General features: G+C 66.9%; 20 protein-coding genes and 1 tRNA gene. 11 read left to right on the top strand and 10 right to left on the bottom strand.

Going from position 1 to position 20,729, the window contains the following annotated elements:
- Positions 1 to 78: 78 nt before the first annotated feature.
- A complete protein-coding gene (locus BKK80_RS18455) occupies positions 79 to 705 on the top strand; it encodes an RNA pyrophosphohydrolase (RefSeq protein WP_071015552.1) in 627 nt (208 codons plus the stop codon).
- Positions 698 to 1,327, top strand: a complete 630-nt coding sequence (locus BKK80_RS18460) for a CNP1-like family protein (RefSeq protein WP_071015554.1) — start codon at positions 698 to 700, stop codon at positions 1,325 to 1,327. Before BKK80_RS18455 ends, BKK80_RS18460 begins: the two co-directional genes overlap by 8 nt.
- A 103-nt stretch (positions 1,328 to 1,430) precedes the next feature.
- Here BKK80_RS18460 and proB read toward each other — a convergent pair whose 3' ends face one another.
- From proB to rplU, 4 genes are all read right to left on the bottom strand, one after another.
- On the bottom strand, positions 1,431 to 2,549 hold the full coding sequence (proB, locus tag BKK80_RS18465) for a glutamate 5-kinase (protein WP_071015556.1): 1,119 nt from the start codon (positions 2,547 to 2,549) through the stop codon (positions 1,431 to 1,433).
- A gap of 120 nt (positions 2,550 to 2,669) precedes the next feature.
- Positions 2,670 to 3,770 carry a GTPase ObgE gene (obgE, locus tag BKK80_RS18470; protein WP_071015558.1) on the bottom strand — a complete coding sequence of 367 codons (1,101 nt, stop codon included), beginning with the start codon at positions 3,768 to 3,770 and terminating at the stop codon, positions 2,670 to 2,672.
- Between the two features lie 142 nt (positions 3,771 to 3,912).
- A complete protein-coding gene (gene rpmA / locus BKK80_RS18475; RefSeq protein WP_071015560.1) occupies positions 3,913 to 4,173 on the bottom strand; it encodes a 50S ribosomal protein L27 in 261 nt (86 codons plus the stop codon).
- Between the two features lie 60 nt (positions 4,174 to 4,233).
- Positions 4,234 to 4,545, bottom strand: a complete 312-nt coding sequence (gene rplU, locus BKK80_RS18480) for a 50S ribosomal protein L21 (protein WP_006576525.1) — start codon at positions 4,543 to 4,545, stop codon at positions 4,234 to 4,236.
- Positions 4,546 to 5,189: 644 nt separating this feature from the next.
- Here rplU and ispB point away from each other — a divergent pair.
- The 8 genes from ispB to BKK80_RS18520 all read left to right on the top strand — a co-directional run bounded on the left by ispB (position 5,190) and on the right by BKK80_RS18520 (position 12,349).
- Positions 5,190 to 6,119 carry an octaprenyl diphosphate synthase gene (ispB, locus tag BKK80_RS18485; RefSeq protein ID WP_071015561.1) on the top strand — a complete coding sequence of 310 codons (930 nt, stop codon included), beginning with the start codon at positions 5,190 to 5,192 and terminating at the stop codon, positions 6,117 to 6,119.
- 18 nt (positions 6,120 to 6,137) lie between these two features.
- Positions 6,138 to 6,214: transfer RNA gene (locus BKK80_RS18490), tRNA-Pro, on the top strand.
- Positions 6,215 to 6,492: 278 nt separating this feature from the next.
- Entirely contained in the window at positions 6,493 to 8,229 is a 1,737-nt protein-coding gene (gene pilB, locus BKK80_RS18495) for a type IV-A pilus assembly ATPase PilB (RefSeq protein ID WP_071070424.1), read from the top strand.
- A gap of 28 nt (positions 8,230 to 8,257) precedes the next feature.
- Positions 8,258 to 9,523, top strand: a complete 1,266-nt coding sequence (locus BKK80_RS18500; protein WP_071015565.1) for a type II secretion system F family protein — start codon at positions 8,258 to 8,260, stop codon at positions 9,521 to 9,523.
- A 3-nt stretch (positions 9,524 to 9,526) separates the two neighbouring features.
- Positions 9,527 to 10,420 (top strand): prepilin peptidase, encoded by an 894-nt coding sequence (locus BKK80_RS18505; RefSeq protein WP_071015568.1) that lies wholly within the window; start codon positions 9,527 to 9,529, stop codon positions 10,418 to 10,420.
- A 54-nt stretch (positions 10,421 to 10,474) separates the two neighbouring features.
- The gene (coaE, locus tag BKK80_RS18510) at positions 10,475 to 11,107 is read left to right on the top strand and encodes a dephospho-CoA kinase (RefSeq protein ID WP_071015570.1); all 633 of its coding nucleotides are present in this window, start codon (positions 10,475 to 10,477) and stop codon (positions 11,105 to 11,107) included.
- Between the two features lie 207 nt (positions 11,108 to 11,314).
- Positions 11,315 to 12,073, top strand: coding sequence for a cell division protein ZapD (gene zapD, locus BKK80_RS18515; RefSeq protein ID WP_071016592.1), 759 nt, complete (start codon positions 11,315 to 11,317; stop codon positions 12,071 to 12,073).
- An 84-nt stretch (positions 12,074 to 12,157) separates the two neighbouring features.
- Positions 12,158 to 12,349, top strand: a complete 192-nt coding sequence (locus tag BKK80_RS18520; protein WP_071015571.1) for a DNA gyrase inhibitor YacG — start codon at positions 12,158 to 12,160, stop codon at positions 12,347 to 12,349.
- Positions 12,350 to 12,389: 40 nt separating this feature from the next.
- Here BKK80_RS18520 and BKK80_RS18525 read toward each other — a convergent pair whose 3' ends face one another.
- From BKK80_RS18525 to secA, 4 genes are all read right to left on the bottom strand, one after another.
- The gene (locus BKK80_RS18525) at positions 12,390 to 12,818 is read right to left on the bottom strand and encodes an NUDIX domain-containing protein (protein ID WP_071015573.1); all 429 of its coding nucleotides are present in this window, start codon (positions 12,816 to 12,818) and stop codon (positions 12,390 to 12,392) included.
- The gene (locus BKK80_RS18530; RefSeq protein WP_071015574.1) at positions 12,818 to 13,708 is read right to left on the bottom strand and encodes an ATP-binding protein; all 891 of its coding nucleotides are present in this window, start codon (positions 13,706 to 13,708) and stop codon (positions 12,818 to 12,820) included. The genes BKK80_RS18525 and BKK80_RS18530 overlap by 1 nt, the downstream gene beginning before the upstream one ends.
- 36 nt (positions 13,709 to 13,744) lie before the next feature.
- Complete coding sequence (argJ, locus tag BKK80_RS18535) at positions 13,745 to 14,971, bottom strand: bifunctional glutamate N-acetyltransferase/amino-acid acetyltransferase ArgJ (protein WP_071070426.1); 1,227 nt, start codon at positions 14,969 to 14,971, stop codon at positions 13,745 to 13,747.
- 177 nt (positions 14,972 to 15,148) lie between these two features.
- Positions 15,149 to 17,923, bottom strand: a complete 2,775-nt coding sequence (gene secA / locus BKK80_RS18540; RefSeq protein ID WP_071015578.1) for a preprotein translocase subunit SecA — start codon at positions 17,921 to 17,923, stop codon at positions 15,149 to 15,151.
- 494 nt (positions 17,924 to 18,417) lie between these two features.
- Between secA and BKK80_RS18545 the strand changes: the two genes are divergently transcribed.
- Entirely contained in the window at positions 18,418 to 18,921 is a 504-nt protein-coding gene (locus BKK80_RS18545; RefSeq protein WP_071070428.1) for a DciA family protein, read from the top strand.
- A gap of 124 nt (positions 18,922 to 19,045) precedes the next feature.
- Here BKK80_RS18545 and lpxC read toward each other — a convergent pair whose 3' ends face one another.
- Positions 19,046 to 19,963, bottom strand: coding sequence for a UDP-3-O-acyl-N-acetylglucosamine deacetylase (lpxC, locus tag BKK80_RS18550; RefSeq protein WP_071070430.1), 918 nt, complete (start codon positions 19,961 to 19,963; stop codon positions 19,046 to 19,048).
- A 161-nt stretch (positions 19,964 to 20,124) separates the two neighbouring features.
- A complete protein-coding gene (locus BKK80_RS18555) occupies positions 20,125 to 20,631 on the bottom strand; it encodes a peroxiredoxin (protein ID WP_071015583.1) in 507 nt (168 codons plus the stop codon).
- Between the last annotated feature and the right edge of the window lie 98 nt (positions 20,632 to 20,729).

Below are 20,729 nucleotides of genomic sequence, written 5' to 3' on the forward strand. Positions count from 1 at the left end.
GAAAACCAGCACCTGCCCACTCAGGCCGTACCGCGCGCTTTATAATCGACGTAATTCTAAAGGATTCGAGGTGCAGTCATGCTCGATCGTGAAGGCTTTCGCCCGAACGTCGGCATTATCCTCATCAACGCACGGAACGAGGTGTTCTGGGGCAAACGTATCGGCGAACATTCGTGGCAGTTTCCTCAAGGCGGCATCAAATACGGCGAGACGCCGGAACAGGCGATGTACCGCGAACTGCATGAAGAGGTCGGACTGCTGCCCGAACATGTCCGAATCGTGGGTCGTACCCGCGACTGGCTGCGTTATGAGGTGCCGGACAAGTTCATCCGCCGCGAAATCCGCGGCCACTACCGGGGCCAGAAGCAGATCTGGTTCCTGCTGCGCATGGCCGCGCGGGATTGCGATATCCGCCTGCGCGCCACCGACCACCCCGAGTTCGACGCCTGGCGCTGGAGCCAGTACTGGGTGCCGCTCGAAGCGGTGATCGAGTTCAAGCGCGAGGTCTACCAGATGGCGCTGACGGAGCTGTCGCGCTTCCTGCAGCGTGGCCGCATGGCCGGCCCCTACGGTGGACACGGCCATCACCTCGGCCACCACGGCGGCCGCCACGGACAGGCGCGCCAGGAAAACGCGGGCCGCGGCAATCCGGGCCCGATCCAGCCGGCGCTGCCGGCAAACCCTGAACGGAGTACCGATGACTGAATTCGCCGGGCGCGGCCTTCGCCCGCGCCTGCGTGCCGCCTGCCTGCTGGCGGCCGCCGCCGCCTGCCTCGGACTGGCCGCGTGCAGCAGCACGCCCAGCAAGCCGCAGACCGCCAACGCTGAAGAGGAAGAGCTCCCCAACAAGAAAGGCGACCTGATCGACGACCTGTTCGGCGGCAAGCCGTTCAAGGAGGTCGAGGTCTCCCTGCCCGCGCTGCCCAGCGACGCCGACCTGATTCCCTTCGAATTCGGCCCGACCAACACCACGCTGAAGTTCGCGGTCGACGCCAAGTCGGTATTGGTCGGAGAAGACGGCGCCGTGCGCTACACCGTGGTGATCACCAGCGCCAGCGGCGTGCGCAATACCAGCTTCGAGGCGCTGCGCTGCGATACCTTCGAGCGCAAGCTGTACGCGACGCTGCCGCCCGGCGCCAAGGGCTGGGTGCGTAACCGCAGCGACGGCCGCGAGGGATGGATCCGCCTCAGCCAGAGCAGCCGCAACAACTACGCCGACGCACTGGGCCGCGACTACCTGTGCGACGGCCGCTCGGCCTACGGCAGCGCCAAGGACATCGTCAAGCGCCTGCGCAGCGACCAGCCGGCGCAGAACGGCTTCCGCTAGCGGCCCCTCGGCAGCCCCGCAGGGGCTGCCGATGAATCTGCGATCCAGGACACCAGGCGCGTCGCCGCGCCCGCGAGGCTGAGCCGCCCAGCCGGCGGCAGCCTTACATCAGGACCAGATTGTCCCGGTGGATGAGTTCGGGCTCGTTGACGTGCCCGAGCACGGCCTCGATCTCCGCGGAGGGCTTGCGCGCGATCAGGCGCGCCTCGGCGCTGGAGTAGTTGCTCATGCCGCGCGCCACCTCGCGCCCCGCCTGGTCGACACAGGCAACCACTTCGCCGCGCACGAACTCGCCCTGCACCTCGACCACGCCGATGGGCAGCAGCGAGGTGCCGCTGGCGGTCAGCTTGGCCACCGCGCCCGCGTCGATGACCAGGCGCCCGCGCAGCTGCAGGTGATCCGTCATCCATTGCTTGCGCGCGGTCAGCCGGCCGGTCGGCGCCAGCAGCTGGGTGCCGATGGCCTCGCCGGCCGCCAGCCGCTCCAGCACGCGGGGCTCCCGCCCCGAAGCGATCACGGTATGGGCGCCCGACTTGGCCGCGCGCTTGGCCGCCAGGATCTTGGTCAGCATGCCGCCGCGACCGATGGCCGTGCCGGCGCCGCCGGCCATGGCCTCCAGCTCGAGCGTACCGGCCAGCGCCTCGTGCACGAACTCGGCCGCCGGGTCCTTGCGCGGATCGGCCGTGTAGAGGCCACGCTGGTCGGTCAGGATCACCAGCGCGTCGCCTTCGATCAGGTTGGTCACCAGCGCGCCCAGCGTGTCGTTGTCGCCGAACTTGATCTCATCGGTGACGACGGTATCGTTCTCGTTGATGATCGGCACCACGCCGAGGCCGAGCAGGGTCACCAGCGTCGAGCGCGCATTCAGGTAGCGCTCGCGGTCGGCAAGGTCGGCGTGCGTCAGCAGTACCTGCGCGGTGCGGATGCCATGCAGCCCGAACTGGCTTTCGTAGACCTGCGCCAGGCCCATCTGGCCGACTGCGGCGGCCGCCTGCAACTCGTGGATCTCACTCGGACGCTTGCTCCAGCCCAGCCGCTGCATGCCTTCCGCGATGGCGCCAGAGCTGACCAGCACCACTTCCTTGCCACTGGCACGCAGGCTGGCGATCTGCGCCGCCCAACGGGCGATGGCGTCGTGGTCCAGGCCCTTGCCATCATTGGTCACCAGGCTGGATCCGACCTTGGCGACGATGCGCTTTGCCTGCGCGATGACCGATTGCATGGTGAGCTTCCTGTCTCGAGGAGTGGGGGACGCTGCCGCCGGGCAGGCGCCGGGGCGCCGCCCGTATTCCCCCGGAATGGTTATGTTGGTGGTGTCGTCGCCTGCGCCGCGCGGCCCGGCTCAGACCGGCCCGCCGCCGTCCCGCTCGACGTTGTGCAGGCGATCGTCGAGGCGGACGTCCGGCTCGGCCAGCGCGGCAGCTTCCTCGGCCTTGATCGCGGCCAGGTGGTCCTTGATCGCGTAGATCAGCTCACGGCAGCCTTCGCCGGTCAGCGCGGAGATGCGGAACACCGGCCCCTTCCACTTGTAGCGCTTGATGAAGTCCTTGGCGCGGGCCTCGCGCTCGTCTTCCGGCACCATGTCGAGCTTGTTCAGCACCAGCCAGCGCGGCTTCTCGTACAGCGTCGCATCGTACTTCTTCAGCTCGTTGACGATCGCGCGCGCCTCGGCGACCGGGTCGACCGCGTCGTCGAAGGGGGCCAGGTCGACGATATGCAGCAGCAGTCCGGTGCGCTGCAGGTGGCGCAGGAACTGGTGACCCAGGCCGGCGCCTTCGGCGGCCCCCTCGATCAGGCCGGGAATGTCGGCCACCACGAAGGACTGCTCATGGTCGACGCGCACCACGCCCAGGTTGGGGTGCAGCGTGGTGAAGGGATAGTCGGCGATCTTCGGGCGCGCGTTCGAGACGTGCGAGATGAAGGTCGACTTGCCGGCATTGGGCATGCCGAGCAGGCCGACGTCGGCCAGCACCTTCAGCTCCAGCTTGAGCATGCGGCGTTCGCCCGGCTTGCCGTCCACCTGCTGGCGCGGCGCGCGGTTGGTGCTGGACTTGAAGTGCAGGTTGCCCCAGCCGCCCATGCCGCCCTCGGCCAGGCAGACCTTCTGGCCATGCTCGGTCAGGTCCGCGACCAGTTCGCCGCTGTCGAGGTCGGTGATCAGGGTGCCCACCGGCATGCGCAGCGTGACGTCCTCGCCGGCCGCGCCATAGCAGTCCGAGCCGCGGCCGTTCTCGCCGTTGCGCGCCACGTGCTTCTTGGCGTAGCGGAAGTCGATCAGGGTATTGATGTTGCGGTCCGCCACGGCGAACACGCTGCCGCCGCGCCCGCCGTCACCGCCATCCGGACCGCCGAAGGGCACAAACTTCTCGCGCCGGAACGAGGCGCTGCCATTGCCGCCGTTGCCGGCGATGGCTTCGATGCGGGCTTCGTCGATGAACTTCATGATGGGTTTCCGTGGCTGGTGCGGGCCGCCCTGCCTTTCGGCACCAGGCGGCCACGGCGGATGGCGGACATCGGCAATATTGTCGCCAGAAAAGAAAAAGCCCCGCAAGCGTTGCGGGGCCTTCCTGCTGCAAAGGCGGAGATCAGGCTGCCGGAACGACGCTGACCTGCTGCTTCTTCGCAGCGCCCTTGACGGCGAACTGCACGTGGCCGTCAACCAGGGCGAAGAGGGTGTGGTCCTTGCCCACGCCGACGTTGTCGCCGGCATGCACGCGGGTACCGCGCTGGCGCACGATGATGCCGCCTGCATTGATGGCTTGGCCGCCAAACACCTTCACGCCGAGGCGCTTCGATTCGGAATCGCGGCCGTTCCGTGTAGAACCGCCGCCTTTTTTCTGTGCCATGACTTAACTCCTGTCGCTTTACCGGGTTACGTTCGAATTCGATGCAGACTGAGCCGATGCTCAGGCAACGATGGCTTCGATACGCAGTTCGGTGTAATTCTGACGATGGCCTTGACGCTTCTGGTAGTGCTTACGACGGCGCATCTTGAAGATCTTCACCTTGTCGTGACGACCTTGGGAGATAACGGTAGCTTTGACGGAAGCCCCGCTCACCAGCGGCGTACCAAACTTGATCTGGTCGCCTGCGCCCACTGCGAGCACCTGGTCGAGCGTGATTTCAGCGCCAATGTCAGCCGGTATCTGTTCTACTTTCAGTTTTTCGCCAGCAGCAACCTTGTATTGCTTGCCGCCGGTTTTTACGACCGCGTACATTGTCGAACCTCTCGATGTGTATAAAACGCCGAATGCCAGACCGGTGCCACTGCACCATGCCACTGTCATCGACAGGTCGAGGTGCCGGCCGGCTGGCCCGGTTATCTCCCGCCGGTGCACGATCGGCGCATGACCTGCGCACGAACCAGCCGCATCCTGGCGCGAGGCCAGGCTCCGCGCCGGACAGGACACGCTGCTCCGCCGTGACGGAGGTGGCGCGGCCGGCGCAGCTCGCGAAAGCTACCGGAGAGAACTGCGCATTCTATACGAGAATGAAGAAAAGCGCAAAGAAAACAGGTACATAGCCCGGCAGCGACGATCCACGCACATGGCGTCGCCGGCGAGGCTGTGCCGCTCAGGCCAGATCGGCCAGCAGGAAGCCGGCCAGCGCGGCGAAGGCGCACCACCAGGCGGCGCGGCGGGTGCGGCGGGTCGTGTCGCGGGACTTGTCCATGCGCCGATTATAGCCACGCCCGCCGACGCCCCTCGCACCCGCGCCGCCAGCGCCGCACAGCAACCGGGACACCCGCCTGGAGACGGACATACATACACGCCCATCGCATATAATCGTCCGGTTTTGCGCAACGGTGATCATCTTGTCCCAGTCTTCCGCCACTGCCCTGCTTGCCCCGGTCGCTGCCGACATGCGCGCCGTCGACGCAGTCATCCGCCGGCGCCTCGCCTCGGAAGTGCCCCTGATCGAACAGATCGGCGAATACATCATCGGCGCAGGCGGCAAGCGCCTGCGCCCGGTGATCCTGCTGCTGGTCGCGCGGGCCCTGGGCTACGATGGCCACCGCCACCATGACCTCGCCGCCGTGGTGGAGTTCATCCACACCGCCACCCTGCTGCACGACGACGTGGTCGACGAGTCGGAGCTGCGCCGCGGCCGCGAGACCGCCAACGCGGCCTTCGGCAATGCCGCTAGCGTGCTGGTGGGAGACTTCCTCTATTCGCGCGCCTTCCAGATGATGGTGGAGGCCGGCAGCATGCGCATCATGGAGATCCTCTCCAACGCCACCAACGTGATCGCCGAAGGTGAAGTGCTGCAACTGCTGAACATGCACGACCCGGACGTCACCGTCGAGCGCTACCTGAAGGTGATCCGCTACAAGACCGCCAAGCTGTTCGAAGCTTCGGCGCAGATCGGCGCGGTCCTGTCCGGCGCCGACGCGGCGCTGGAAGAGGCCGCCGCCGAATACGGCCGGCGCATCGGCACCGCCTTCCAGCTGATCGACGACATGCTCGACTACACGGCCAGCGCCGAGCAGATGGGCAAGAATGCCGGCGACGACCTGCGCGAAGGCAAGCCGACGCTGCCGCTGCTGCACCTGATCGAGCACGGCACGCCCGAGCAGCGCGCGCTCGCGCGCGAAGCTATCGTGCAGGGCGGCACCGAACACTTCGATGCCGTGTTCTCCGCCATCCACGACAGCGGCGCGCTGGAGGTCACCTTCCAGGCCGCGCAGCGCGAGGCCGCAGCGGCGGAAAAAGCGGCAATGCAATTTCCCCCTTCCCAACTGAAGGAAACGCTGATAGACTTATGTTCTTTCTCGCTGCAACGACAGTCGTAGCGCAGAAAAACAAGAAAACGGGGTGTAGCTTAGCCTGGTAGAGCGCTACGTTCGGGACGTAGAGGCCGGAGGTTCGAATCCTCTCACCCCGACCAGTTTCTGGTCATCGAGACCGCAAAAAGGCCGCACGACAGTGCGGCCTTTTTGTTTTCTGCGTCCGGCATTGCCATCCGTGTCCTGCGCGGCAGGCACGCCCCGCTACAGTCAATGCGGCACGGGATGCCCCCCCCACCCAAGCGGGGTTGCGCTGCTGTCGCGCAAATGCCGACGAGGACCGGCGGCTGCCTTTACAAAAAGTGACCCCGGCTGCAAACTGCCGCGGTCCAGGGCCCGCTCCCTGCCTCGCAGCCCTCGCGGGCCGTCCTGCCTCGCCATGACACTAGGTCTCGCTCTCGCGCAAAGCCGCCGCATCGCTCCGGCCCTTCTCGCCCAGCTCGAACAGGCCGCGCGGGAAAAGAAGTCGCAACTGATCGACGAGATCGTCGGCAGCGGCACCATGAGCGCGCGCGACCTCGCCACCTTCGCCGCCGACAAGTACCAGCTCCCGCTGCTGGACCTCAGCCAGTTCAACTTCGCCACGGTGCCGCCGGCCCTGGTCGGCAACCGCGAGTTCCACGCCCACCGGCTGCTGCCGCTGGGCCGGCGCGACAACCGTCTGGTCGTGGCAACCTCCGATCCGTCCAACCAGGCCGGCCTCGATGCCATCCGCCAGAAACTGAACCTGCCGGTCGACGCGGTCGTGGTCGAGCACGACAAGCTGCTGAAGCACGTGCGCTCGGCCGGCGAGGAAAGCAGTACGCTGCGCGCCGCCGGCCCGGTGGCGGCCGAGCACAAGCTGATCGAGTACGACCCGGTCGCCTCGGCGGGAGCCCAGCGCAACAAGGCGCCCAACGACATCGACGACGCACCGGTCGTGCGCTTCCTGCACAAGCTGCTGACCGAGGCCTTCCACCGGGGCGCATCCGACCTGCACTTCGAGCCGTTCGAGACCTTCTACCGCGTGCGCTTCCGCGTCGACGGCGTGCTGCTGGAGGTGGCCCGCCCCCCGCTGGACATTCGCGACAAGATCGCCACCCGCATCAAGGTGCTGTCGCGCTTGGACATCTCCGAGAAACGCGTGCCGCAGGACGGCCGCATGAAGCTGCTGATCGCGCTGCCGAAGGAAAAGGACAAGGACGGCAAGGACAGCAAGGAGACGGTCGAGAAGGCCATCGATTTCCGTGTGTCGACGCTGCCGACACTGTTCGGCGAGAAGATCGTCATGCGGATCCTCGACTCCTCGACCGACAAGCTCGACATCGACCGGCTCGGCTACGAGCCCGCGCAGAAGGCGCTGCTGCTCGAGACCATCAAGCGCCCCTACGGCATGATCCTGGTCACCGGCCCGACCGGCAGCGGCAAGACGGTCTCGCTCTACACCTTCCTCAACCTGCTCAACCAGGGCGACATCAATATCTCGACGGCCGAGGATCCCGCCGAAATCCAGCTGCCCGGCATCAACCAGGTCAACGTCAACGAGAAGGCCGGCCTGACCTTCGCCGCCGCGCTGCGCTCCTTCCTGCGCCAGGACCCGGACGTCATCATGGTGGGCGAGATCCGCGACCTGGAGACCGCGGACATCGCCATCAAGGCCGCCCAGACCGGCCATCTGGTGCTGTCCACGCTGCATACCAACGATGCGCCGACCACGCTGACGCGGCTGATGAACATGGGCGTGGCGCCGTTCAACATCGCCTCCAGCGTGCTGCTGATCACCGCCCAGCGGCTGGCGCGCCGGCTGTGCAACTGCAAGCGGCCGGGCGCCCTGGCGCGCGACGTGCTGCTTGACGCCGGCTTCCACGAGAGCGAACTAGACGGCAGCTGGCAGCCTTACCACCCGGCCGGCTGCGAGCGCTGCAGCGGCAGCGGCTACAAGGGGCGTTGCGGCATCTACCAGGTGATGCCCATCTCCGAGGCGATGCAGCAGATCATCCTGTCTCACGGTACGGCGCTGCAGATCGCCGAGCAGGCGCGCCGCGACGGCGTGCTATCGTTGCGGGAAGCCGGCCTGCTGAAGGTGAAGCAAGGCGTCACCTCGCTGGAAGAAGTGCTGGCGACGACCAATATGTAAAACAAAAGCAATCAGTCGGGGGTCAATCATGGCAACGCGTGCACCAGCCGCGGCGGCCCGCACGGCAGCGCCGTCGCGGAGCAAGCCGGGGCGCAAGGCGGCGACGCAGTACATCTTCGAGTGGGAAGGCAAGGACCGCAAGGGCAAGACCTTCACCGGGGAACAGCGCGCGGAGGACCAGGCCGAAGTCAATGCCATGCTGCGCAAGCAGGGCCTGACGGTGGTCAAGATGAAGCGCCGCCGCGCGGCGCGCGGTCGCAAGATCACCGAGAAGGACATCGCCTACTTCACGCGCCAGTTGTCCACCATGCTCAAGGCAGGCGTGCCGCTGCTGCAGTCGATCGACATCATCGCGCGCGGCCATGCCAACCCGAACTTCACCCAGCTGCTGGCGCAGATCCGCTTCGACATCGAGGCCGGCAGCAGCATGGCGCAGGCCTTCCGGCGCCATCCGCGCTACTTCGACACGCTCTACTGCAACCTGATCGACGCCGGCGAACAGGGCGGCATCCTGGATGCGCTGCTCGAACGACTGTCGATGTACATGGAGAAGACGATCGCGCTGAAAAGCCAGATCAAGTCGGCCATGATCTACCCGATCGCGGTGCTGACCGTGGCCTTCGCCGTCACCGTGATCCTGATGCTGTTCGTGATCCCTGCCTTCAAGGGCGTGTTCGCCAGCTTCGGCGCCAACCTGCCGGCGCCGACGCTGTTCGTGATCGCCATCTCCGACTTCTTCGTGGCCTACTGGTACATCGTCATCGGCGTGCCGGTGGCGGCCATCGCACTGTACCTGCGCGCCTTGCGCAAGTCGGAGAAGGTGCAGCGCGCCACCGACCGCGCGCTGCTGAAGATGCCCATCTTCGGCAGCCTGTTCCGCAAGGCGGTGATCGCGCGCTGGACGCGCACCCTGGCCACCATGTTCGCCGCGGGCACGCCGCTGGTGGAGTCGATGGAGTCGGTGGCGGGCGCGGCCGGCAACTGGGTCTACCACGACGCCACGCGCGAGGTCGAACAGGCGGTGCGCATCGGCACCAGCCTGACCAACGCCATGCAGGCCACCCACGTGTTCGACAATATGGTGCTGCAGATGACGCAGATCGGCGAGGAATCGGGCGCGCTGGACAATATGCTGCTGAAGGTGGCCGAATTCTACGAGCGCGAGGTCGACGACGCGGTCGCGGCCATCTCCAGCCTGATCGAGCCGCTGATCATCGTGATCCTCGGGGTACTGATCGGCGGCATGGTGATTGCCATGTACCTGCCGATCTTCAAGCTGGGACAGGTGGTCTGAAGCATGGTGTCCGCATTCTCGCCGCAAGGCGCCTTCACCATCGCCACGCTGGCCGCCCTGCCCGGCTGGTTCCTGATGCTGGCGGCCGGCCTGCTGGGCCTGGCGGTCGGCAGCTTCCTCAACGTGGTGATCCACCGCCTGCCGCGCATGATGGAGCACGACGAGGCGAACTACATCGCCGAGCTGCGCGGCGAGCCGCTGCCCCATCCGTCGCGCTACAACCTGGCGGTGCCGGGATCGGCATGCCCGCACTGCGGGCACACGCTGGCGCCATGGGAGAACATCCCCGTGCTCAGCTACCTGCTGCTGCGCGGGCGCTGTTCGGCCTGCCACGCACCGATCGGGGCGCGCTATCCGCTGGTGGAACTCGCCAGCGGGGTGCTGAGCGTGCTGGCCGCCTGGCACTTCGGGCCGACCTGGCAGGGCCTGGCGGCGCTGGTCCTGGTGTGGACGCTGCTGGCGCTGACCATGATCGACGCCGATACCCAGCTGCTGCCCGACCAGCTGACCCAGCCGCTGCTGTGGCTCGGCCTGCTGCTCAACCTGGCGGGCGTGTTCGCCTCGCTGGCCGACGCCGTGATCGGCGCGGCAGCCGGCTACCTGCTGCTGTGGAGCGTCTACTGGCTCTTCAAGCTGGTGCGCGGCAAGGAGGGCATGGGCTACGGCGACTTCAAGCTGATGGCGGCGCTCGGTGCCTGGTTCGGCTGGCAGGCGCTGCCCGCGCTGGTGCTGCTGTCCTCCGTGGTCGGCCTGCTGTTCGGCCTCGTCCGCATCGCACTGCGCCGGCAGCATCGCGACACGCCCTTCCCCTTCGGTCCGTTCATCGCCGGAGCGGGCCTGCTGGTACTGTTCCTGGGGGCCGGCGCGCTGCCGCTCGCGCTGGGCGTGCCGGGCTAGACTCACTGCCACGGGCTCCTTGCTCGGCATACACAGTACACACCGCACATCACCATGCTAGAAATCGGACTGACCGGAGGCATCGGCTCTGGCAAGACCCGCGTGGCCGACCTGTTCGCCGCGCGCGGCGCCGCGATCATCGATACCGACCTGCTCGCCCACGAGATCACGGCGCCGCATGGGCTGGCCATCCCCGCCCTGGTCGAGGCCTTCGGGCCGCAGTGCCTGCGCCCGGACGGCGCCATGGACCGCGACGCGATGCGCGCGCTGGTCTTTGCCGACCCGGCGGCGAAAGCGCGCCTGGAAGCCATCACCCACCCGCTGATCCGCCAGCTCACCGAGAGCCGCGCCGCCGCCGTGCGCGCCGGCGGCCGCCATCCCTACCTGATCTATGTGGTGCCGCTGCTGGTCGAGTCGGGAAGCTGGCGCCAGCGGGTCGGGCGCGTCCTGGTGGTCGATTGCAGCGAAGCGACCCAGGTGGCTCGGGTGATGTCCCGCAACGGCTTCACCCGGCCCCAGGTGGAAGCCATCATGGCGCGGCAGGCCACGCGTGCGCAGCGCCTGGCGCAGGCGGACGACGTGATCGACAACGAGGGCCGGCCCGAGGCGCTTGCGCCGCAAGTCGAGCGGCTGGACCGGCTGTACCGCTCGCAAGCGGCGGCGGCACCGCTCCATACGGCCGACTGAAACAGTCGTCCCCCCTGGGGCAGCCTGCATTGTCGCGCAGCGCGGACTCGCATAGAATGCGCTGATCATGGCAGGCAAGGGCCGGCCAGCCGCCGGTACCTGTACCGGATAGACCGGCGCCGGGAATGTTCCCCGCGCCGAATGGTTTTCCACGCGGGCGCCGCGCCGCAAACGGCACGCCAGCCCGCGCGCTGCACGGACATTCCCTTGATTCTGTACGAATATCCTTTCAACGAACGCATCAGGACACTTCTGCGCCTGGAAGACCTGTTCGATCGCCTGGATTTCTTCCTCGCCCAGGATCATGCGCTGCAGCACCACGTCGCCCTGACCACGGTATTCGAGATCATCGACGTAGCCGGCAGGGCCGACCTGAAGACCGACCTGATCAAGGAACTCGAGCGCCAGCGCCAGGCGCTGTCGTCGCTGCGCAGCAATCCGCAGATCGACCAGAAGGCGCTCGACGCAGTGATCGGCGAGATCGAGCAGGCCATGGCGCTGCTGAACCAGACCGTGGGCAAGGCCGGCCAGTTGCTGGTCGACAATGAGTGGCTGACCAGTATCCGCAGCCGCGCCATCATCCCCGGCGGCACCTGCGAGTTCGACCTGCCCGCCTACTATGCCTGGCAGCAACGCCCGGCCGAAGACCGGCGCATCGATGTGGCCAAGTGGGCACGCCCGCTGATGCCGTTGCGGCAGGGCACGACCACTGTGCTGCGCCTGCTGCGCGAATCCAGCCAGAGCGGCAAGGTGATCGCCACCGGCGGGAGCTACCAGCAGATGCTGTCCGGACGCAGCTACCAGCTGATGCAGGTGCTGCTGGATGAATCACTGCTGGCCTTCATCCCCGAAATGAGCGCCAACAAGTACATGCTGTGGGTGCGCTTCACGCAACAGGACGGGGACCTGAGGCCCAAGTCGGTCGACGCGGACATCCCCTTCCTGCTCAAGCTCTGCAATTTCTGACCACGGCGTCATGCGCCGCCCTGCCCTGCAGGGAGCGGCCGCGACGCACCATCCTGTCGTACACGACTCACAAGACACACCACCATGCCGACCATCGTCAAATGCCCCACTTGCGGCAAGGATGTGGCCTGGGTGCCGGAAAGCCGCTTCCGCCCGTTCTGCTCCGAACGCTGCAAGCAGATCGACCTGGGCGCCTGGGCTGCGGAGAAATATGTGATCGGGGGTAAGCCCGAGGAAACGCCGTCGCCGGACCTGCCGGACGACCAGGACCGCTAGGCACCGCAGTGGCCGCCTGGGGCGTGAATCGGCGCCCTGCTCAGCCGGCCTCGGCGGCCAGCCAGTCCACCACCGGGATGGTCGCCGGCAGCAGCGGGCCGACCGACACCGGCGCCTGCTGCCAGGCGAAGGCCTGGCCCTCGCGGCCGTGGGGCTCGCCGCGCCAGCCGACCACCTTGCAGAAGTGCAGCCGCACATAGGCGTGCGGATAGTCGTGCTCGAGTACCTTCCAGCGCTCGCAGCGGGTCACGTCGAGGCCGAGTTCCTCGTGCAGTTCGCGGGCCAGCGCCGCCTCAACCGATTCGCCAGGCTCCAGCTTGCCGCCCGGAAACTCCCAGTAGCCCTCGTAGGGCTTGCCGGCAGGGCGCTGCGCCAGCAGGAAGCTGCCGTCGGGGCGCATCAGCACCCCGACCGCCACTTCGGTCACCTTGCGCACGCCGTCCGGCGCGATGTCCGTCCCAGCACCCATCACTGCGCCTCGTCGACGGCACGGCGGCCGTGCTTGCCGCCCCAGTCGCGCGCGAACTGCCAGGCCACGCGGCCCGAACGCGAGCCGCGTTCCAGTGCCCACACCAGCGCATCGCCGCGCGCCGCGGCGATATCTTCGTCGCTGCAGCCGAAGTGCTTGAGCCAGTGGCCGACGATGGCCAGGTACTCGTCCTGCTTGGGCGGGTAGAACGACAGCCACAGGCCGAAACGCTCGGACAGCGAAATCTTCTCTTCGACCACCTCGCCCGGATGGATCTCGCCATCCGCGGTATGCCGGTAGCTTTCGTTGTCCTTCATGTACTCCGGCAGCAGGTGGCGCCGGTTCGAGGTGGCGTAGATCAGCACATTGTCCGACTGCGCGGCCACCGAGCCATCCAGCGCCGACTTCAGCGACTTGTAGCCCGACTCGCCTTCCTCGAAAGAGAGATCGTCGCAGAAGATGACGAAGCGCTCGGGACGCTGCGACAGCAGTTCGACGATGTCGCCGAGGTCACCGAGATCGTCCTTGTCCACCTCGACCAGGCGCAGGCCGTCGGCCACGAAGGCGTTCAGGCAAGCCTTGATCAGCGAGGACTTGCCGGTACCGCGCGCGCCGGTCAGCAGTACGTTGTTGGCCGGCAGGCGACCCACGAACTGGCGCGTATTGGCGACGATCGCGTCCTTCTGGCGCTCGATGTTCTTCAGGTCGTCCAGGTGGATCGGCGGCAGCTGGCGGATAGCCTGCAGATAGCCGATCTTGCCGAACAGGCTCTCCCTTTTGCGCCAACGGAACGCTACCGCCTCTTTCCAGTCCGCCTCGCCTAGCTGCGGCGGCAGCCATTGTTCGAGTCGGGACAGGAAGTGATCGAGGCGTGTGGCGAGGTCTGACATGGCAGCGTGGATTCCGTTGGCAGTGGAGGGCGGGGCTCAGGAACGGTAGTCGGCGTTGATTGAAACGTAGTCGTGCGACAGGTCGCAGGTCCAGACAGTCGCGCTGGCATCGCCGCGGCCGAGCGCGATGCGCACGGTGATCTCCGCCTGCTTCATCACGCGCTGGCCGTCTTCTTCGCGGTATTCCGGATGACGGCCGCCATCGCGGGCGACCCAGACGTCGTCCAGCCACAGGTTGACGCGATCGACGTCCAGGTCGTCCACGCCAGCGTAGCCGACTGCGGCCAGGATGCGGCCCAGGTTGGGATCGGAGGCATAGAAGGCCGTCTTCACCAGCGGCGAGTGCGCCACTGCATAGGCGATCTGGCGGCATTCGGCGACGTTCGCACCGCCTTCGACGCGGATCGTCATCAATTTGGTGGCGCCTTCGCCGTCGCGCACGATCATCTGCGCCAGTTCCTGCGCCAGCGAGGTGACCGCTTCGCGCAGCGCCTCGAAGGCCGCGCCGTCGGCGCGCTCCACGGCGACGCCGGCCTTGCCGGTGGCAACCAGCACGAAGGAGTCGTTGGTCGAGGTGTCGCCGTCGATGGTGATGCTGTTGAAGGAATGGTCGGCCGCATACGACACCAGGGCCTGCAGCACCGGCTGCGCGACGGCGGCGTCCATGGCGATGAAGCCCAGCATGGTGGCCATGTTCGGGCGGATCATGCCGGCGCCCTTGCTGATGCCGGACAGCGTGACCGTCTTGCCGTCGATCTGCACCGTGCGCGAAGCCGCCTTGGGCTGGGTGTCGGTGGTCATGATCGATTCGGCCGCGGCCAGCCAGTTGTCGGCGCGCGCGTTGGCGATGGCGGCCGGCAGCCCCGCGACCAAGCGGTCGACCGGCAGCGGCTCGAGGATCACCCCGGTCGAGAAGGGCAGCACCTGTTCCGGCGCGATGCCCAGTGCCTTGGCCAGCGCTTCGCAGGTGGCGCGGGCATTGGCCAGGCCGGGCTCGCCGGTACCGGCGTTGGCATTGCCGGTATTGACCACGATCGCACGGATGCCCTTGCCGGCGGCAAGGTGCTCACGGCAGACCTGCACCGGTGCCGCGCAGAAGCGGTTGCGGGTGAACACGCCGGCCACGGTGCTGCCCTCGGCCACGCGCGCGACCAGCACGTCCTTGCGGTTGGCCTTGCGGATGCCCGCCTCGGCCCAGCCCAGCTCGAAGCCGGCTACGGGTTTCAGGTCTTCCGCGCGGGGCAGCGGCAGGTTGACGGCCATGATGTTTCCTCTGTGTGCTGTGATGCTCGATGTGTCGAATGCGGCGGCACGCGCCCGCGCCCCGCCCTCCTGCTGCCGGGCTGCGGCCGCATCGGCGCGGCGGCACGGCAGCGATACGGCCCGCCTGACGAATATGCCCGCTTGCGCGGGCATATCGGTCCTGCCGTGCGCCTGGCTTCAGCTCAGCTTGCCATGGCACTGCTTGTACTTCTTGCCCGAGCCGCAGGGGCAGGGATCGTTGCGGCCCACCTTCGGCTGGCCGGCGGCCGCTGCCGCGGCCCCGGCGGCAATCGCCGAGCGCGCCGGCTGTCCGTCCTCGAGCGGCTCGCCGCCTTCGCCCAGCTCTTCGTGCTTGAACTGCAGGTTCTCCAGGTGGGACAGGCCCTCCTCGATCTGCTCCGATGCCTGTTCCAGCTCTTCGGGCGACTGGATCTGCACGTTGAAGATCACGCGCGTGACCTCGTTCTTGATCACGTCCAGCAGGCGGCCGAACAGTTCGAACGATTCGCGCTTGTATTCCTGCTTGGGATCCTTCTGTGCGTAGCCGCGCAGGTGGATGCCCTGGCGCAGGTGATCCAGCGCCGCCAGGTGCTCGCGCCAGTGCGTGTCGATGCTCTGCAGCATGACCGAGCGCTCGAAGCCGGCGAAGGCCTCGCGGCCGACCTGCGCGACCTTGCCGTCGTAGCGCTCGTTGGCGGCGCCCATCACCATGGTCAGCAGCTGCTCGTCCTCGATGCTCTGCGCGGCCTCGATGGTCTTCGCCAGCGGCAGCTCCAGCCCCCAGTCATCGCGCAGCCGCGTCTCGAGGCCGCTGATGTCCCATTGTTCTTCCATGGTGTCGGCCGGCACGTGCTCGTGGAACAGCTCCTCCAGCACGCTCTCGCGCAGGTTCCGCACCATCTCGCCGACATCCTGCGCCTCGAGCACCTCGTTGCGCAGCTTGTAGATTTCCTTGCGCTGGTCGTTGGCGACGTCATCGTACTGCAGCAGCTGCTTGCGGATGTCGAAGTTGCGGCCTTCCACCTTGCGCTGCGCCGATTCGATCGAACGGGTCACGATGCCGGCCTCGATCGGTTCGCCTTCGGGCATCTTCAGTCGTTCCATGATCGCGCGCACGCGATCACCGGCGAAGATGCGCAGCAGCTGGTCATCCAGCGACAGGTAGAAGCGCGAGGAGCCCGGATCGCCCTGGCGGCCGGCACGGCCGCGCAGCTGGTTGTCGATACGGCGCGACTCGTGGCGCTCGGTGCCGACGATGTGCAGGCCGCCGGAAGCCTTGACCTGCTCGTGCAGCGACTTCCACTCGTCCTTCAGCTTGGCGATGCGCGCCGCCTTTTCGTCGTCCGACAGGCCGGCGTCCGCCTCGATGAAGCCGGACTGCTTCTCCACGTTGCCGCCCAGCACGATGTCGGTACCGCGGCCGGCCATGTTGGTGGCGATGGTGATCATCTTGGGCCGGCCCGCCTGTGCGACGATCTCGGCCTCGCGCGCGTGCTGCTTGGCGTTGAGCACCTGGTGCGGCAGCTTTTCCTTGTTCAGCAGGTCCGACAGGTACTCCGAGGTCTCGATCGAGGTGGTACCCACCAGCACCGGCTGGCCACGCTCGTAGCAGTCGCGGATGTCGCGCACCACCGCGTCGTAGCGCTCCTTGGAGGTCTTGTAGATCTGGTCCTGCAGATCCTTGCGCTGGGCCGGGCGGTTGGTCGGGATCACCACCACTTCCAGGCCGTAGATCTCCTGGAATTCGTAGGCTTCCGTGTCGGCCGTGCCGGTCATGCCGGCCAGCTTCTCATACATGCGGAAGTAGTTCTGGAAGGTGATGGTGGCCAGCGTCTGGTTTTCCTGCTGGATGGTCACGCCTTCCTTGGCCTCGACCGCCTGGTGCAGGCCATCGGACCAACGGCGGCCGGTCATCAGGCGGCCGGTGAATTCGTCGACGATGATGACCTCGTCGTTCTGCACCACGTAGTGCTGGTCGCGGTGGAATAGGCTGTAGGCGCGCAGCGCGGCGTACAGGTGGTGCATCAGCGTGATGTTCTGCGGCGCGTAGAGCGACTCGCCCTCGCCGATCAGGCCCATCTCGGACATGATGCGCTCGGCCTTCTCGTGCCCGGACTCGGTCAGGTAGACCTGGTGGCCCTTCTCGTCGACATAGTAGTCGCCCGGCTTCTCCACCCCGGTGCCGTCGGCCTTCTCCTCGCCGATCTGGCGTTCCAGCAGCTTGGGAATGCCGTTCATGCGCTGGTACAGGTCGGTATGGTTCTCCGCCTGGCCCGAGATGATCAGCGGCGTGCGCGCCTCGTCGATCAGGATCGAGTCCACTTCGTCGACGATGGCGTAGTGCAGCGGGCGCTGCACGCGCTGCGACGGGTCGTAGACCATGTTGTCGCGCAGGTAGTCGAAGCCGAACTCGTTGTTGGTGCCGTAAGTGATGTCGGCGTTGTAGGCCGACTGCTTCTGGTCGTGCGGCATCTGCGACAGGTTCACGCCCACCGACAGACCGAGGAAGTTATACAGGCGCCCCATCCACTCCGCGTCGCGCTGGGCCAGGTAGTCGTTGACCGTGACCACGTGCACGCCCTTGCCGGTGATGGCGTTCAGGTAGACCGCCAGCGTGGCGGTCAGGGTCTTGCCCTCGCCGGTGCGCATTTCGGCGATCTTGTTGTCGTTGAGCACCATGCCGCCGATCAGCTGCATGTCGAAGTGGCGCATCTTCATCACGCGCTTGCTGGCCTCGCGGCACACCGCGAAGGCTTCGGGCAGCAACGCCTGCAGCGACTCGCCGGCGGCGTGGCGCTGGCGGAAAGTCTCCGTCATGCCCCGCAGCGCCTCGTCCGACAGCTTCTCGAACTGGGGCTCCAGCGCATTGATCTGCGCGACGGTCCGGCGATATTGTTTGATCAGCCGCTCGTTGCGGCTGCCGAAGACTTTCTTCAGGAGGCCCGTGATCATCGATTGCTTTCACCTGCGCGGAACCGGCCTGGCCGCCGGCACGACGGCTGGACCGGGGGGTTGGCCGCGCGAGGATATGGAGAGTTGGCGCAAAACGCCGAGTTTATCATGCGCGCGTGGCAATTCCTGGGCAGCCGGCGGCCCGCGCGCCCAGGCCGCCACAGGCGCGCCGCCGGGGGCCGCGGCCCTTGCCGGGACGGCCCCGCGGCGCCTGCCGCTGCGGTGTCCCGATGCACAAATCCGTTGAGCAAATCCGCCGATAAGCCGCGCGATGCGTCGTCACGAATGTTCGCAAGGCCCTAGCCGGGTTGCGCTTCGTTGCTGGCCTCGCACGTCTTCTCGGGTCTTCTCGGGTCTTCTCGTCAGACTGAGTGATGCCACGAACTGAAGAATCAGGACACTAGCTCAGATCGGGGCGCGCCGCCAGGGTTCAAGTGCACCCGCGCCCGTCCCGCCCGCGCCTGGCGAACTGCCGCTCGCGCTAGAATGTACGCATGCGCCTGTTCACCCACCACGCCGTCAAGACACCCGCCGCCAAGCCGCTCCACGACTGGCTGGACAAGGCCGGCCCCGTCTCGGTGCTGATGCGGACCGCACGTGAACTGGCCGACCTGGAGGGCGAGGTGCTGGCGCTGCTCCCCCCCGGCCTGCGGGCCGGCATCGCCGTGGCCGGCGTCAAACGGGACAACCGTGGCAATCCGCAGGAGCAGGCCCTGTTGCTGCTGGCCGCCCACGGCGCGGCCGCGGCGCGGGTACGCCAGATCGTGCCGACGCTGCTGACGCGGCTGCAGGAACGCGGCTCGGCCATCACCACCATCCGCGTGCGGGTCCAGCCCGAGGTCGGGCGCCGCGATGAGTGGGACGCTCCGCCGGTCGCACGGCCGCGCACCGGCCGCATGTCGGCCGCGGGGCTGGCCAGCCTCGGCGAGCTGGCCGGTCAGCTGCCGGCATCGCCGCTGCGCGATGCGCTGCAGACCTTGCTGTCGCAGCATCGCTGATCCGCTGCCGGTCCACCGCGCGGCATCGAACCGCCGGCGCCGCCCGCCAGCAAAAAAGGCCGATCGCAGGATCGGCCTTTGTCTTTTGCGAGTTCTGTGTACCGGGACCCGCCCGGCACACGCTTCAGCCGAAGGCCGGCTGCGCCTGCGGCAGGAAGGCGTGCGGCGCATCCTCCACACGATCGAAGGTGACGATCTCGTAGGCCTCCTGGTCCGCCAGCAAGGCCCGCAGCAGCTGGTTGTTCATGCCGTGGCCGGACTTGTGCGCTACATAGGCGCCGATCACCGGATGGCCCACCACGTACAGGTCACCGATCGCATCGAGGATCTTGTGGCGCACGAACTCGTCGCCGTAGCGCAACTCCTCGTTGTTGAGCATGCGATGTTCGTCCAGCACGATGGCGTTGTCCAGGCTGCCGCCGCGCGCCAGGCCCATCTCGCGCAGGGCCTCGAACTCGTGGGCGAAGCCGAAGGTGCGCGCGCGCGCGATCTCGCGCACGTAGCTGGTATCGGCGAAATCGATGGAGAAGGTCTGGCCGGTCTTGTCGACCGCCGGGTGGCGGAAGTCGATGGTGAAGCTCAGCTTGAAGCCGAAATAGGGCTCCAGCCGGGCCAGCTTGTCGCCTTCGCGCACTTCCACCGGCTTCTTGACCCGGATGAAGCGCTTGGCCGCCGGCTGCTCTTCGATGCCGGCCGACTGCAGCAGGAACACGAAGGAGGAGGCGCTGCCATCCAGGATCGGGATCTCTTCGGCATCGACGTCGACATAGAGGTTGTCGATGCCCAGGCCGGCGCAGGCCGACATCAGGTGCTCGACCGTGGAAACGCGCGCACCATCCTTCTGCAGCACCGAGGCCAGGCGCGTGTCGCCGATCGCCATGGCCGAAGCGGGGATTTCCACCGGCTCGGGCAGATCGACGCGGGTGAACACGATGCCGACATCGGCGGCAGCGGGTCTCAGCGTCAGCGTGACCTTGCGCCCCGAGTGCAAACCGATGCCGACCGTCTTCACCAGGGATTTGATGGTGCGCTGTTTGAGCATGACGGCCTCAGTTATTATTAAAATCTATCAACTATTTGATTCAATAAGTAATCTTACCACTGCTTCGCCTCCCGCGCTGCACCATTTTGTTTCGTCGTGTTAGGCGGCTCGGACATGTAGCATATCAGGCACACTCATGTCCTGACCGCCCCGCCGGTGTCTTACCCGCGCAACGCCTCCAGCATGGCCTCAGCGCTGCTGACACGGAACTCGCCCGGTGCTTCCACCTGGAGCACCTTGACCACGCCGTCATCGATCAGCATCGCGTAGCGCTTCGAGCGCACGCCCATGCCGCGCGCATCCAGGTCCTGGTCCAGGCCCAGCGCCCGCGTCCAGTGCGCACTGCCGTCGCCCATCATGCGGACCTTGCCGCCGACCTGTTGCTCACGGCCCCAGGCACCCATCACGAAGGCGTCGTTGACAGACACGCACCAGACCTCGTCGACACCGGCCGCACGCAAGGCCTCGGCCTGCGCCACATAGCCGGGCACGTGCTTGGCCGAACAAGTCGGCGTGAACGCACCCGGGAGTCCGAATACGAGGATCTTGCGGCCGCGCACCAGATCGGACACGGCAAAGGCATTGGGACCGAGGCTGCAGCCTTCGCGCTCGGCGTCCAGGAATTCGGTCAGGGTCGCGTCGGGTACGCGGTCTCCGATGGCAATCATGCGCTCAACTCTGTTCATCAATGTGTGGATCGGAATTGCCGGCGCGACGAGACGGAAAACGGGCGCGCACGACAGCTTTGTCGTGAAGCGACAGTCTG

This window comes from Cupriavidus malaysiensis, assembly GCF_001854325.1.
GTDB classification, from domain to species: domain Bacteria; phylum Pseudomonadota; class Gammaproteobacteria; order Burkholderiales; family Burkholderiaceae; genus Cupriavidus; species Cupriavidus malaysiensis.